Below are 15622 nucleotides of genomic sequence, written 5' to 3'. Positions count from 1 at the left end.
CCAGGTCTGCTTCGGTGGGTGCCGCTTATCACGTTGTATCTAAGTTTCCGGGCAGAGTGTGACTCTTGGGGAAACAGGCTGTTAGTGGTAGCACCCTCTTTTGCCTGTATTTTGGGGGGGAAGGGGGTTAGTCATTCACAGCGCAGTGGAAATTGCGCAGGGCGTTGCGAGAGGGTGCATGCCCGCCCGTTCGGGCGAGGAAGCTGCCCTCAGGGGCTGGCTTCACACGAATTACCCTAAAAGGGGTTGTATCCTTCTCTCGTAAGGGCCGTTTCTCTGACTCAGAGAAGTCCTGAGATGTGGCCGCGTAAGGCCGCCCATGATTTAGCCACAGGACTCGCCGATTCCCGTCGGAGGGGTCGAAGGGTAAATTTGGCGGTCGCGAGTATGCCCACCGGACTCGCGATGGCCCATATACCCGATCGCTTTCTCATGACCCGAACTCTATTGCGCGCAGAATAGTAATAGAACGCGCGGCTCTGGCCTGTCTCGGCGCTCGTTCCGCCGACGGCGTGCCAGACGCGAGCGGTAGGGAGAATTTCCATTCGAAGGCCGAGGTCAGCCGCGCGTAGAGATAATTCTGCATCTTCCCAGTAGAGAAAAAGTGACTCATCGAAGCCGTGTAGTTGTTGCCACGCTTCACGTCTGAAGAGCGGAGCGGCCCCGCACATGAAGATCGTAGCAAAAGGATCGCTAGGCAGGCTTGTGGAAGGTTCGTCGTAGCGCCAATGCCTCACCGTCCCGTGACGGGGGTCAATGCTGCCGCCGGCGAACCAGATAACTTCATCGCGAGCGCCCGTTGTGACAGCGGGAGAGACAACGTCGCAGTGGTGCGCCCTAAGGTGGTTGATGAGGACGGTTGGAGCATTGGCTCGAACACGAGTGTCCGGGTTTAGTACCCACACGTACTCGATGTTCCGATCAGCTAGGGCGTGCTCAACGCCTAAGTTCACACCCGCCCCAAATCCGATGTTTCCAGGAGCTTGCAGCGCATCTACTTTCACTAATGCGCAGAGCCTTTGTACACGTTCAAACTCATTAGCGTCATCGCTGTTGTCGACAATGACCACGCGGGCACACCAAGTGGGGGAAATGTCGGTGAGGAGTTCACCGATCAACTCGGACGAGTTGTAATTAACGATAACCACGACGCAGTGCGCTGCGTCTTCTCGGTCTTGTCGTCCTGTCGTCAAGATCTAGCCTCAAAGTCCGTCTGGCTTGCAGCAGCCGGCACCCAGCACGACCATTTGGTTTTCGCTGTGTCGATCGCCTTCGTGCGTAAGGCCGATAATTCGAGCGGCACGGAGGACAAGGCCTTCTCCAGGGCTGCACGCCATTGGCCCAAGGGCACCTCGGCGCCAGGAGCCGGAGGGGCGACCAGGTAAGGAGACTCGTCGCCATAGAGATCTTCGAGACTGCTGTCTCTGTACCCCACAAAGGGGACGCCGGCCTCAAGGCATCGAATAGCGATGCCGCTCTGGTAGAACCGCTTGTATGGGATGAGTACCGCAGAACTAGACGTGACAGCCTCCTCAAGCTCTTCTTCTGAGAGGAACCGAGAGGTCGTTTGCCAGCCTGGAACGTCGGGCCAACCGCGGCCAAGGACCTCGAATTGAACCCGTGGATTTGTCGACGCCAATTTAGCCATTAGGTCGAGGTCGCGATCCTTCTTCCACTGCCCGATTACCCGCACGATTGGTCCTTCCGGTTTGTGGCCCCGCCTTACCGGTTTTATGGAGCTAAGGGGATGAGGCAACTGGGTCGGGCTATCTCCTGTGCTTTCGCGGAAGTCGCGTTCGGCTGCCGCCGAATGAACGATGACTTCAGCCCGTGAGCCAAGGAGCGATGCGGCGCGTGTCGTGAATTTGCTGTATCCCAGAGCTCTGACTAGTGGGGTTGGGTCGTGGATGACCAGAGCTGTTCGCAACCGTGAACTCGCGAGCCAGGCTAGAGCGATGCGGTCCACGTGCCCAAGTACAGGCCACGTGACAATCACGCGCCCGTCCTGTGAACGGCCAGACATTGCCCACCGTCGAGCCCGAAGGGCGGTGGTTCCGTAGTCGATAATCCACCGCACGCGCGAGTGCCCACTGACGGATGGCTCGGCAAACTTGTAAACTCGGACTTCTGACTCGCGCTGGAGCGTCTCATGCAGGGCGCCAGCGTAATGCGACAGTGCACCCGCAAGTGGGTTAATGATGGCCACGCGGGGTTTGGAAAAGGGATCAGTCATACGTAGTGCAGCCATTCTCGAGCGGCTGTCCGACCATCGAGCCGGGGCAGGTCAGACGTGATCAGCCGAGGATCTCGTGTAATTGATAGCGCGTTCAAGATAGAGCTCATGAGGCGCAGTTGCATATCCGGTTCCTGAGATCCTTGGAGTACGCCGTGTCCGTGTTGCGAGAGCCACGGCGCGAGGCCTGTCTCCGACGTCGTTACTACGTGCAAGCCTCGCGCGAGCCCCTCCTTGATGGGAAGCCCAATCTGCTCGCGCCAACGCCCTTCCCGGATCGACGGGGCGGCCAGGACAGAATGGCGTCTGTAGACGATGTCCAGTTCACGCCGGTCGAGCTGTCCCTCATATCGTCGAGTCTGCGGGCGGACGCCCTGCCACGCCTCGACAGCGGCGCGGAGGGGGCCGTCTCCGACGATAGTCAGGTGGGCGTCCGAGCAGAGACGTTCTACGCCTTCCCAGGCCTCCATTAACTGGCGAACACCTTTTCTCTCTTCCAATGCACCGACGAAGAGTACCGCCTGGTCAGCCCCGGTCGTGGTCTCGTCCGCTGCGGCCGGAAGCTCTAGGATTGTTGTCTTGTCGAGCCGAGGCGTCAATCGGAGTTGCGCGTAGGTGGCCTCGCTTCCGGGGCTGCCGAAGCAGATCCGGTCTAGGACGAGGTTGGAAATGGTCCTTATTGCCATGCGGAGAGCCGGACCGACGACTCGCTTACCTCGGCTCGCGTCAGGGCTCAGCAACTGGTCCAGTCCGTTGTTTTCGATGGCGTAAACGACGACCCTGCCCCGGCCGCGACGTAGAGGGTTCGTGGCCTTGTAAATCAACCCCAACAGGGCGAACTTGGGGAAGAATCTGAGCCACAGAGGTTCAGGCATTTCGAGCACGAGGCTCCTCGTCAGTGCGACTCTCCAACAGGCCGACAGCAGGGTCACCTTGTTCGCCTGACCGGTAGCGAGATCAGCGTCGAAGTCAGGTTTGCTGGCAAGATACAACATCTTGTCCGCTGGGCGCTCTCGGAGGCGTTCGAGATGTGCCGATCGGGCTTCAGGGATGACCATGAGCGCGCCGGGGTCGGCATGCCGATCAGTCATACGTCGAATGCCTTTGAACGCCTGAGTGGACGAGTGTGGAGAGACTGTTTCGGTAGCTTTCGAGAACTTTCTCCCACGTGTAATCGGTGTCCGCGCGTCGTGAGGAGGCCCGACTGAGGCGTTCCTGTTCTTGCACCGAGTCCATGACAGCCAGGAGGGTTTCGGCGATCGAAATCGGTTCGGCGGGGACGAAGCGGCCCTCGGTCCCGAGCACTTCGCGGTTGTATGGCGTGTCTCGCGCGACCACGGGGGCTCCGAGCCTCATTGCCTGGACGAGGGCAGGATTGGTTCCACCTACGCTGTGACCGTGGAAGTAGACGCCGGCATGCTGCCACAACGCGAAAAGACGCTGGTCGTCGCTGACATGTCCCAGCCAATGAACGCGTGAATTTGACTCTGCGAGTGCAGCAACGCGGTCGTCGATTTCTCCTCCGTAGCCGCTCGAGCCGACGATGACGACGTCATGCAATTCGGCAACCTGCGAAGCGGCAGAAATGAATTCCAGGATGGTGTTCTCCGGTACAAAGCGGGCAACGACGAGCGCGTACCCACGGTGCGAGAGAGCTGGCTCGAGGGCAAGCGCGGCCGCTTTGTCTCCGCCGTAGGGAATGAACACACCGTCTCGTCCAAAAGCGGTTTTCCACCTTCTTCCGATCTCATGGGCGTCGAAGACCAACTGTGTGGCCCACCAGGCCGTCGTCTTGGCGCCCCAACGGAAGACTGCCTTGGCCAGTCGTCCCCATTTGGCGCGTTCCCATTCGATGCCATCGACATTGACGAGGGTCGGGATCCCGCGGAGTTTAAGGAGTGGCAGCCAGAAACCGTTCGCGACGTTCATGATGAGAACGACGTCTGGTTTCTGTATGACGGTGTCGATAATTGCGCTCAAGCCATAGGAAAGCGTGCTGAGTGACTTGGTTTCCAGACCGCGGGTCACCTTGGTCCTTACGCGAAGATCTCGATCAGGATCATCATTGCGTGTAGAACCGGAGCGTCCGTAGACGGTTACGTCCCACCCCTCGTCGACCAGGTACGGCGCGAGCTTCCGAACCGCAGTCTCGAAGCCCCCGTAGTAACTGGGGTACCCCCTGGTTCCAATGATTGCGACGGAGGGATTGGTTGATTTTAGCCGAGGCATTTAGTAGGCACCGCTTCCAAGGAAGACGGCGCGTGCCGTGCGTCCGAGTAGGATCAGATCGTTGAGGACGGACCAGTTCTCGACGTAGTAGAGGTCCAGACGGACCGAGTCCTCCCAGGAGAGGTCGCTCCGGCCACTGACCTGCCACAGCCCGGTGATGCCGGGGCGGACGAGGAATCGGCGGAAGTTGTGCTTCTCGTAGGCCTTCGTCTCGGCGTCGAGGGGCGGGCGCGGGCCCACCAGCGACATCGTGCCGTTTAGCACGTTGAACAGCTGCGGCAGCTCGTCGAGGCTGTAGCGACGGAGGAACGCCCCGACACGCGTGACCCGCGGATCGTTCTTCATCTTGAAGAGGACCTGGTTGCCGGCATCGCGCTGCTCCGCCTGGAGCTTCGCCAACTGCGCCTCGGCGTCCACCCGCATGGATCGGAACTTGAACATCGTGAAGGTCTCGCCGCCGAGGCCCACCCGTTGCTGACGGAAGATGATCGGCCCGCTCGAGGTCGACGCCACTGCGATCGTGATCGCCAGCAGGACAGGTGACAACAGGACGACGGCCAGCCCGGCCGCCACCCGGTCCATGGCCGTCTTCGTCCACGCCTTGCGACCGGCGAACACCGGTGACTCCACGTGGATCAACGGCAGGCCGGCCACGGGGCGGGTGTGCATCCGCGGCCCCGCGATATCGGTCAGTGCGGGGGCCACGATCAGCTGCGTACCCGACTCCTCCAGCGACCATCCGAGTTGCCTCACCGCGAGAGGCGAGAGCTCGTCGCTGCTCGTGACGATGACGCAGTCGACGGGCTGCCGGGCGAGGACGGCCGTCACATCGTTGAGGCCGCCCGCAATGGGGACGCCCGCCGTGCCGATCGTGCTGCCTGACGTGCCGTGCGGCACGCAGGCTAGAACCGGACGGTAGCCGGCGGACGGCTGGCCCGAGAGATTGTCGGCCAGATGCTCGACGGAGTGGCGTGAGCCGACGAGGAGGGCCTTGGCCGAGTACTGTCCGACGCGACGCTGCGCGACGAGCCACTGCCGCCATCCCCACCGCGTGAGCACGAGGCCGACCGCGGCGACCGGGAACGACGTCAGCACGAAACTGCGCCCCAGATCGAGCCGGAAGACGACGGCGAAGATCGCGAACACGCCGAAGAGCATCAGCGACGACTCGAGGACCCGCTTGTACTCGAGGGTGCCCTGCCCGATGATGCGGGAGTCACGGGTGCCGTAGGCGGTGAGGACGAGCAGCCAAGCGGCGAGCAGGAGGACGCTCACCACGGTGTGCCTCGTGGCGAGGTCACCCCAGGCCAGCCGATCCGCCAGCGAACCGACGTTCATCGCGTACCAGGTCAACTCGCCCGCCGCGACGGCGAAGAGGACGACGATAGTGTCGGTCAGTGTCAGGCGCCGAGCGTAGTTTCGAGCCCAGGGCGCCGGGGCGTCACCTACGAGCCCATGTCGCAAAGTCGATTCAGAGGAAGCAGTCGTCAACAGTCCTGTCCCCCTCGGGCAGTCTTCGAGTCAGCACAAACGGGTATGAGCACGGATCAGTGCCGGACGCACGCGCGAACCACCGGGTCGTGGCAGCGGCATCAACGCCCTAAGTCACTAATAGTAATGATTCCTCGTCGTTTACATGCAACGACATGAGTGGGGTACAGCTTCCCAGTCCTGCGAAAGGGGGACGCGAGCGGAAGGGCCGCGCGCGCTTCCTCGGCCATCGAGATCAGCCCTGCAGCGTCGGCAGGTACGCGTCGAGGGTGTCGTTGGCCAGCGCGTCGCGGAGGCCCGGCATCTGACCCTCGGCCTGCAGCACGACCGACTGTCCGCCGATCATCCCCGTGCCCGACGTCGGAATCGTGAAGAACTTGATGTTGTCGTTCTTCACGTCTCGCAGGCTGACGCCGAGCGACGCGATTGCCCCTGCATCGAGAGTGTCGTCGATCGTGAGGTAGTCCGAGACCGAGCCGACGAAGTTCGTGATCGCCCCGGGGTTGGTCAGGGTGTCGCGCGAGATCAGCTTGTCGGCGACCGCCTGGAGGAAGCGCTGCTGGTTCTCGACGCGGGTGTAGTCGCCGTCGGTGAACGAGTAGCGCTCGCGCACGAAGTTCAGGGCGTCCTCACCCTCGAGGTGGTTCGTGCCCACCTGGATCTGCGTGCCGCGTGCAGTGAAGGCCTTGTCGCTCACGACGTCGACGCCGCCGATGGCCGTGGTCATGCCCGAGAAGCCCTCGAAGTCGATGATCGCGACGTGGTCGATGCGGGCGCCGGTGAGCTGCTCGATCGTCTGCACGGTCAGCGGGGACCCGCCGTAGGCGAAGGCCGCGTTGATCTTGTTCTCGCCATTGCCCGGGATGGGTACGTAGAGGTCGCGCATGATCGACATGACGTAGACATTCTTCCGGTCGGCGTCGATGTGCATCAGCATCATCGTGTCGGTGCGCTGGTCGGACGACGACGCGTCTTCGAGGTTGGTCTCGTCGCCTCGGGAGTCCGAGCCCATCAGGAGGATGTTCATGGCGCCGGTGGCCGAGGCCGTGGGGCGAGTCGACTCCTCGGGGAACGCTTCGGGCAGCGTCGTCGTGCGGTCGTCGAAGGTGCGCGCGAGGTTCATCGCGTAGAGACCCCCGGCCACGCCGACGATCACAAGGATGCCGACCAGGACCGATGCCACGACAATCAGCGTCTTCACCGGACGGGACATGCGCTTCTTGCGCCCACGACGGGTCTCGGGCTCGTCACCGCGCTTGTTCTGCTCGTCAGGGCCGAAGTCGAAGATGTCGGTCATGTGTGGGGCTCCCAGGGGCGGCGATCGGTAGGTCGCCCGGTGTTGGCGTCCGATGAGCCTAACCGGAGGAGGTGCGGGGCCAGAAGGCGGGCCGCCCCCTGTTCGGGGGTCGAGCGCCCCGCGCAGCGACCCGGGTCGCAAGCATCGAGATGACTCGAAACGGGCCCTCGGCGGGTGGGGCTGCCCCGTTCGGGTCGTCTCGATGGCTACTTCCGCTTGCGCGGCGCGGCTCCGGTCGAGTTGCGGGCGGCCGATCGGGCCTTCCGGGCCGCGGAGCCTCCGCCGCGCCTGCTCTTCGCCGAACCGGGAGCGCCCGGGGTCTGCGACGGGGCCGTCTTCGAGGGCTGCGCGTCGAGTCCGCGCTGCACCGCGCCTCCTTCGATCGCGGCTCCGGCACGCCCCGACGGGCCCGCGTCGGCGCCGAGCGAACCACCGGCGGCCTCCGACCGACGACCGGCCGGCTCGAGCGGACGGCGCTGCACCGGCGTGGGACGGATCGGCTCGCCGCGGCGGTCCTGCCCGGGGATCGGCCGCGAGCGGCGTCCGTAGAGCACCTCAGACGAGTCGAGCAGCCACGGCACGAGCGAGATCGTCACGCCGTGCACGAGCATCAGTCGCTGACGGATGCGCCGGCTCTTGTGGTTGTGCAGCAGCGACTCCCACCAGTGGCCGACGATGTAGATCGGCGTGTAGACCGTCACGACCTCGCTGCCGTGCTCGTCGCGATGCGCCTTGATGTACTTGATCAACGGCATGCTGATGTCGCGGTACGGCGACGGCACGATCCGCAGCGGCACCTCGATGTTCTGCTCGGCCCACTGCCGCTGCAGCAGCGCCGTCGCCTCGTCGTCGATGCCCACGTGGATCGCCTCGAGCGACTCGTGCCGCGCCGCGATCGCGTAGTCGAGGGCCTTCAGCACCGGCTTCTGCATCGTGCCGACCAGCACGATCGCGTGATCGCCGTGCGAGCCGAACTGCGTCGTCGCGTCGGGCTCGATCTCGACCAGCACGTCGCGGTAGTAGCGGTTCACCCCGAGCATCAGCGTGAACAGGATCGGCATGATGACGAACACCAGCCAGGCGCCGTGCGTGAACTTCGTCACGGTCACGACGATCAGCACCGAGGCCGTCAGCAGCGCGCCGAACGCGTTGATGCCGCGCGCACGGTAGACCGCACCCCGATCGGCGCAGCCCTCGCGCAGCATCCGCGTCCAGTGCACGACCATGCCGGTCTGCCCGAGCGTGAACGACACGAAGACCCCGATGATGTACAGCTGGATCAGCCCGGTGACGCTCGCCTGGTAGACGAGCAGGATGGCGCAGGCGACCAGGGCCAGCACGATCACGCCGTTCGAGTAGATCAGGCGGTCGCCGCGGGTGTTCAGCGCCTTGGGCGCGTACTGGTCGCGGGCGAGGATCGACCCCAGCAGCGGGAACCCGTTGAACGCCGTGTTCGCCGCCAGCAGCAGCACCGCCGCCGTGCAGGCCTGGATGAGATAGAACGGGATTCCGAAGAGCGCGCCGCCGAAGACCGACGCCGCGATCTGCGCGATCAGGCTGCGCTGCGGCGTGCCCTCGCAGTCGACGAAGCCCTGCAGATCGCAGGCGTCTTCGGCGTAGTGCACCTTCGCGATCAGCGCCACGGCGACGAGGCCGGCGAACAGCACGATCGCGATGCCGCCCATCAGCACGAGCGTCTTCTGAGCGTTCTGGACCTTGGGGCGACGGAAGGCGGGCACGCCGTTCGCGATCGCCTCGACGCCGGTCAGCGCCGAGCAGCCGCTCGAGAACGCGCGCAGCAGCAGCAGGATGAACGCCGCCTGCGTCAGCTGATCGGCCTGCACCGTGTAGTCGGCGCTCTCGGCCACGGGCGGGTCGCCGAGGGCCGTGCGCACCAGCGCGATGACGATCATCACGAAGACGCTCGACACGAAGAGGTAGGTGGGGATCGCGAACGCCTTGCTCGACTCGCGGACGCCGCGCAGGTTGACCGCCGCCAGAGCGATGACGAAGAAGATGGCCAGCTCGACCCGGATCGGCGCGAGCTCGGGCACGGCCGAGATGATGTTGTCGACGCCCGAGGCCACCGAGACGGCCACCGTCATGACGTAGTCGACCAGCAGGGCGGACGCGACGACCAGGCCGGCCTTCTCGCCGAGGTTGCGGTGCGCGACCTCGTAATCACCGCCTCCTGAGGGGTAGGCCTTGATCAGCTGACGGTACGACGCGACCACGACCAGCAGCAGCACGACCACCGCGACCGCGACCCACGGCGCGAGCGTCAGGAACCCGAGCCCGCCGATCAGCAGGATCATCAGCAGCTCCTGCGGCGCGTAGGCCACGGAGCTGAGCGGGTCGCTCGCGAAGATGGGGAGCGCGAGGTGCTTGGGGAGGAGCTGCCCGTCGAGCTTCTCGGAGGGCAGCGGTTCGCCGATCAGCCACCGCTTCGGCGACCGGGTGTCGTTGGTCACGAGCGGCGACTCTACTCCGTGCCGAGGGCCTGTCAACTACTGCGGCGCCGCGGTTATTCCCCGGTCACGCGCGTGTTCACCGAACCGTCTCGTTCTGTGTGCTGCAGGTGGACAAGGGCGGGGCGGGAGCCGAGGAGGCGCGGGTCACGTCGCGACGGCTGCAGGCGTCGATCCCGTGGTCGCCGCCACCGCCCGGCGACGCGCGAAGAGCGGCAGGGTGACGGCGACCAGCGGCCCGATCAGCAGAGCCTCGGCGGCCGTGCCGATGCCGACCTGCCCGCCGAGCAGCCAGCCGCCCGCCAGCACGGACACCTCGATGGCGGTGCGGGCCACGCCCACCCGCCAGCCGAACCGCCGGTGGATGCCGAGCATCAGACCGTCGCGCGGCCCGGGCCCGAAGTCGGCGCCGATGTAGAGCCCGCTCGCGACGGCGAGCAGCAGCAGCCCGCCCGCGAAGGTCAGCCCCTGCGCCCACCACACGCTCTGCTGCGGCAGCACATGCAGCCCGAAGTCGGCGACCGGCCCGATCGACAGGGTGTTGGCGACCGTGCCGAAGCGCGGTCGCTGCTTCAACGGGATCCAGAGCAGCAGCACGACGAGGCTCGTCAGGAACGTCACGAGCCCGAAGCTGAGCCCCGTGTGCTTCGCGAGCCCCTGCGTCAGGACGTCCCACGGTGCGACCCCGATGCCGGCCCGCACCATCAGGGCGATGGCGAAGCCGTAGGCGAACAGGCCGACGGCGAGACGGAGGAGGCGATGGATCAGGGGCATGACTCCGATCCAATCGTCGAGGTGGCCTGGTGGCAAGAGGCCAATCGACCTAGGGTGGCACCGTGACGAACGTCGACCCCGGTGCCACTGCTGTCTCGTCGCGAGCGCTGGGGGTGCTGCTCGACTCGTGGCGCGCCTCCTCGGCTCCCGGTTATCTGGCGCTCGCCGACCGGATCCGGCTGCTCGTGCTCGACGGACGACTGCCGGTCGGCACCCGCCTGCCGTCGGAACGCGATCTCAGCACCCACCTCGGGGTCAGTCGCACGACGGTCACGGCCGCCTACGCGACGCTGCGCGACGGCGGACACATCGACAGCGTGCGGGGGAGCGGCAGCGTCGTGCGGCTGCCGACCCGCGTCGCTCTGCCCCGACCGGCCTCGACCGAGGGGCTGCTCGACCTGACGAAGGCCGCCCTGCCCGCGGCCGACGGCATCGCCGAGGCGGCCCAGCGCGCGGCCGGACGACTGGGCGCCTACCTCGGCGACTCGGGCTACGACAAGATCGGCCGACCCGTGCTGCGCGAGGCGATCGCCGAACGGTACCGGCGCCGCGGGCTCGAGACGAGCGCCGACCAGATCGTCGTCACCCTCGGCGCGCAGCACGCCATCGCCCTGCTCGCGCGGGTGCTGGTCGGCCGCGGCGACCGCGCCGTCGTCGAGGCGCCCGGGTACCCGCACGCGTTCGAGGCGCTCCGGGTCGCCGGCGCTCGGCTGGTCCCGGTCAGCGTGACCGTCGGCGACGGGTGGGACGAGGCGGCGCTGATGCAGACGCTGCGGCGCACGAGCCCGCCGGTCGCGTACCTCATGCCCGACTTCCACAACCCGACGGGCGCGACCATGCCGGCCGATCAGCGCGCGCGGGTGCTGGACGCGGCCGCGGCGGAGGGGACCGTCGTGATCGTCGACGAGACGATGGCGGAGCTGGCGATCGACGGGGGCGCGGGTGCCGGCGCGGCGGCCGGTCGGCCGTCGCCGATGGCGGCATACGGGCCCGCCGTCTCGATCGGGTCGGTGGGCAAGTCGCTCTGGGGCGGGCTGCGGATCGGCTGGATCCGCGCCGACCTCCCCCTCGTCGACCGCCTCGTCCGCGCCCGCTCGGCCGGCGACCTCGGCACGCCCGTGCTCGAGCAGCTGGTCGTCGCCGAGCTGCTCGCCGACCTCGACGGCGTGCTGGAGGCGCGGGCCGCCCACCTGAGACGGGGTCGCGACCGCGTCGTGACCGGCCTCCGCACCGCGTTCCCCTCGTGGGACGTCCCGTCGCCCGCGGGCGGGCTCAGCACCTGGGTGGGGCTCGGCGCCCCCGTCAGCTCGCAGCTGACCCTCGCCGCCCGGCGCGAGGGGCTGCTGCTCGCCGCCGGCCCCGTGTTCGGCGTCGACGGGGCGTTCGAGCGGTTCCTCCGCGTGCCGTTCTCGTACGGCGACGACGAGACCGACCGGGCGCTCACCGCCCTGCGCGCCGCCTGGGACGGCATCGACGGCGTGCAGGGGCCGGCCTCGCCGCTGCTGGCCGAGGTGGTCTGAGGGGGCCGACCCGCGCCTCCTCGGCGGGTTCTCCACAGGGCATGAGAGAGGGCCGCCAGTTCCCAGAGAGAGTGGTGACAATAGGAGGCGCGGTGGACGTCGTGCACCGCGCCTCCTCCGCTCTCCTCGTCACCACCGGAGTCCCGTGCATCTGCTGTCCGTCTTCAGCCTCCGCAACCGCGCGCTGATCGCCCTCGTCACCATCGTCGTCGCCGTGTTCGGCGGGGTCGCGCTCACGTCGCTCAAGCAGGAGCTGGCGCCCAACGTCCAGTTCCCGCAGATCGCCATCGTCAGCTCGTACCCGGGGGCCACCCCCGAGGTCGTGAACGACGACGTCTCGACCCCCATCGAGCAGGCGGTGCAGATCATCCCGGGTCTCGAGGGCACGACCGCGACCTCGAGCACCTCGACCAGCACCGTCTCGGCCGAGTTCACCTACGGCACCGACCTCGACAACGCCGAGCAGAAGATCCAGTCGGCCGTCAACCGTCTGAGCCTGCCCGACGCCGTCGACACCCAGGTCGTCACCGGCAGCCTCGACGACCTGCCGATCATCCAGATCGCCGTCACCGGGTACGACGACTCCGAGGCGCAGCAGCTCGTCGACCGCCTGTCGGACACGACCGTCCCCGACCTGCAGAAGCTCGACGGCGTCCGCGAGGCCTCCGTCTTCGGCGACGCGGGTCAGCGCGTCACCATCACGCCCGACCGCGACGCGCTCGCCGCAGCAGGCCTCACGACGCAGGCGTTCCAGGACGCGCTCGACGCCAACGGGCAGCTGATCCCCGGCGGCACCATCACCCAGGACGGCCAGACGCTGTCGATCCAGGCCGGGTCGCGACTGACGGGCGCCGACCAGATCGCCGCGCTGCCCCTGCTCGGCGGCAGCTCCGCCGTCACGATCGACGACGTCGCCGACGTGGCGCTCACCTCGGCCCCGGTCACCTCGATCAGCCGGGTGAACGGCGAGCCCGCCCTGACGGTCGCGGTGACGAAGACGCTCGACGCCAACACGGTCGACGTCTCCGAGACGGTCCGCGACGCCATCCCCGCACTCGCCACCGACCTCGGCGACGACGTCGACCTCACCGTCGTCTTCGACCAGGCGCCCTTCATCCAGCAGTCGATCGACGCGCTCGCCGAAGAGGGGCTGCTCGGTCTCGCCTTCGCGGTGATCGTCATCCTGGTGTTCCTGCTGTCGATCCGCTCGACGATCGTCACGGCGATCAGCATCCCGACCAGCGTGCTCATCACGTTCATCGGGTTGCAGGCGTCGGGCTACACGCTGAACATCCTCACGCTCGGCGCCCTGACCATCGCCATCGGGCGCGTGGTCGACGACTCCATCGTCGTCATCGAGAACATCAAGCGGCACCTGACCTCGGGTGCCGACCGCCTCCAGGCCATCACGACCGGCGTGCGCGAGGTCGCCGGCGCCATCACCGCGTCGACCGTGACCACCGTCGTCGTGTTCCTGCCGCTCGCCTTCGTGGGCAACATCACCGGCGAGCTGTTCAGGCCGTTCGCCCTGACGGTCACGATCGCCCTCATCGCGTCGCTGTTCGTCGCGCTGACGATCGTGCCGGTGCTGGCGTACTGGTTCCTCCGGGCGCCGAAGGCGCACAAGCACGCGGGGAGCGCCCGGGGTGCCGCGGCTGCGGGTGCCGGTGCGGACGGCTCCGACGGCGCCGTCTCGGGAGGTGCGCCCGCCGAAGAGCTGACGACCCGCGCCTCCGACCCCACCGCCGGGGCCCCGCTCGACCGACTGCGCCGCATCTACGTGCCGGTGCTGCGCGGCACGCTGCGCCGACCCGTCGTCACGATCCTGGTCGCCGTGCTGGTGCTCGGCGGCACGGCCGCCGCGGTGCCGTTCATGAAGACGAACTTCCTGGGCGCCAGCGGGCAGAACACCTTCAGCGTCACCCAGACCCTCGCCCCGGCGACGAGTCTCGACGCGCAGTCCGACGCGGCGACGCAGGTCGAGGAGGCCCTCGAGGGCGTCGACGGCATCGAGACCGTGCAGTTGACCATCGGCTCGAGCGGCACGTCGATCGCCAGCTTCTTCGGCGGCTCGGGCGACAGCACCGTCACCTACTCGATCACGACCGACGAGAGCGCCGACCAGGACGTCGTCCAGACGGACGTACGCGACCGTCTCGACGGGCTCGGCGACGTCGGGGACATCGAGGTGACCGCCTCGAGCGGGTTCGGCACGAGCAACGACATCACCATCGACGTCTCCGCACCCGACCCCGACACGCTCCAGACGGCGACCGACAGCGTGCTGTCGACCGTGCGCGAACTGCCCGGCACCGCCGAGGCCAGCTCGAACCTCGCCTCGGCGCAGCCCATCATCGGCGTGCAGATCGACCGCGACGAGGCGGCGGCGCTCGGACTGAGCGAGGTCGCCGTCGGCGCGATCGTGTCGCAGGCCGTGCAGCCGCTGCAGGTCGGCTCGATCGAGATCGACAACAGCTCGATCGACGTCTACACCGTCGCCCCGACGCCGCCGGCGAGTCTCGACGAGCTCCGCGCCGTCGAGCTGCCCGGCCCGACCGGCCCCGTGCGACTCGACTCGATCGCCACGATCGACGAGACGACCGGGCCGACCTCGGTCACCACCTCCGACGCAGTCCGCACGGCGACCGTCACCGTCACCCCGTCGGGCGACGACCTCTCGACGGCCAGCACCGAGGTGACCGACGCCCTCGACGGCATCGACCTGCCGACCGGCGCCGACACCGAGATCGGCGGCGTCACGGCCGACCAGGCGAACGCGTTCTCTCAGCTGGGTCTGGCCGTGCTGATCGCCATCCTCATCGTCTACATCGTGATGGTGGCGACCTTCCGCAGCCTGCTGCAGCCGTTCCTCCTGCTGGTGTCGATCCCGTTCGCGGCGACCGGTGCGATCCTGCTGCAGATCGCCTCGGGGATCCCGCTGGGCGTCGCATCGCTGATCGGCGTGCTGATGCTGGTGGGCATCGTGGTCACCAACGCGATCGTGCTGATCGACCTCGTGAACCAGTACCGCACCCGAGGGCTGCGGGTGCGCGAGGCGCTGCTCGAAGGCGCGTCGCGCCGACTGCGACCCATCCTCATGACGGCGACCGCGACGATCTTCGCGCTGCTGCCCATGGCGCTCGGCATCACGGGGCACGGCGGCTTCATCTCGCAGCCGCTCGCCATCGTCGTCATCGGCGGGCTCGTGTCGTCGACCGTGCTGACGCTGGTCGTGCTGCCGGTGCTGTACTTCCTGGTCGAGGGTGCGCGCGAGCGCCGGGCGGAGCGGCGCGCGGGGTAGGTGCAGTTACGCAGGCCCTGGGGCGCAGGCGCAGGCGCCTGCGCTGGGGTGGGCGGTTCGGTGTTTGCGGGCGTGTTCGGCGGGGGTGGGCGTGCGGGGGCGCCCGGTGGCGACGGAGTCGCCCGGAGTGGGCCGCGAAGCGCCGTTGCTGTGGTGCGGGGGAGATGCGCTCGGCGGGTGGGGCGCGTTGTGTGTGGGGTCGGGGTGGGCGGTTCGGCGTTTGCGGGCGTGTTCGGCGGGGGTGGGCGTGTGGGGGCGCCCGGTGGCGACGGAGTCGCCCGGAGTGGGCCGCGAAGCGCCGCCACAGCC

Annotated in this window: 9 protein-coding genes; 2 read left to right on the top strand and 7 right to left on the bottom strand. The window is 67.2% G+C overall.

The features are described 5' to 3' along the window. Window positions 1-281 precede the first annotated feature (281 nt). From IFT51_RS15590 to IFT51_RS09480, 7 genes are all read right to left on the bottom strand, one after another. Window positions 282-1148, bottom strand: a complete 867-nt coding sequence (locus tag IFT51_RS15590; protein ID WP_371740752.1) for a glycosyltransferase family 2 protein — start codon at window positions 1146-1148, stop codon at window positions 282-284. Window positions 1149-2229: 1081 nt separating this feature from the next. Continuing rightward, window positions 2230-3324: a glycosyltransferase family 4 protein gene (locus tag IFT51_RS09505; RefSeq protein ID WP_192060842.1), complete on the bottom strand. Its 1095-nt coding sequence runs from the start codon at window positions 3322-3324 to the stop codon at window positions 2230-2232. Continuing rightward, window positions 3317-4462, bottom strand: coding sequence for a glycosyltransferase (locus IFT51_RS09500; RefSeq protein ID WP_192060841.1), 1146 nt, complete (start codon window positions 4460-4462; stop codon window positions 3317-3319). The genes IFT51_RS09505 and IFT51_RS09500 overlap by 8 nt, the downstream gene beginning before the upstream one ends. After that, window positions 4463-5926: a sugar transferase gene (locus IFT51_RS09495; RefSeq protein WP_192060840.1), complete on the bottom strand. Its 1464-nt coding sequence runs from the start codon at window positions 5924-5926 to the stop codon at window positions 4463-4465. A 262-nt stretch (window positions 5927-6188) separates the two neighbouring features. After that, window positions 6189-7250 carry an LCP family protein gene (locus tag IFT51_RS09490; protein WP_192060839.1) on the bottom strand — a complete coding sequence of 354 codons (1062 nt, stop codon included), beginning with the start codon at window positions 7248-7250 and terminating at the stop codon, window positions 6189-6191. Between the two features lie 206 nt (window positions 7251-7456). Then, complete coding sequence (locus IFT51_RS09485) at window positions 7457-9721, bottom strand: amino acid permease (protein ID WP_371740751.1); 2265 nt, start codon at window positions 9719-9721, stop codon at window positions 7457-7459. Between the two features lie 144 nt (window positions 9722-9865). After that, entirely contained in the window at window positions 9866-10492 is a 627-nt protein-coding gene (locus IFT51_RS09480; protein ID WP_192060838.1) for a YitT family protein, read from the bottom strand. Between the two features lie 62 nt (window positions 10493-10554). Here IFT51_RS09480 and IFT51_RS09475 point away from each other — a divergent pair, with 62 nt between their 5' ends. Both IFT51_RS09475 and IFT51_RS09470 read left to right on the top strand, forming a co-directional pair. Beyond that, window positions 10555-12012, top strand: a complete 1458-nt coding sequence (locus IFT51_RS09475) for a PLP-dependent aminotransferase family protein (RefSeq protein ID WP_192060837.1) — start codon at window positions 10555-10557, stop codon at window positions 12010-12012. Between the two features lie 145 nt (window positions 12013-12157). Further along, window positions 12158-15313, top strand: a complete 3156-nt coding sequence (locus tag IFT51_RS09470; protein ID WP_192060836.1) for an efflux RND transporter permease subunit — start codon at window positions 12158-12160, stop codon at window positions 15311-15313. The last annotated feature ends 309 nt before the right edge of the window (window positions 15314-15622 follow it).

The organism is Frigoribacterium sp. CFBP 13712, from assembly GCF_014842255.1.
In the GTDB taxonomy this organism is placed as follows: Bacteria; Actinomycetota; Actinomycetes; order Actinomycetales; family Microbacteriaceae; genus Frigoribacterium.
Note: the sequence above shows the minus strand (reverse complement) of the source record. Positions and strands in the feature narration are given on the sequence as shown.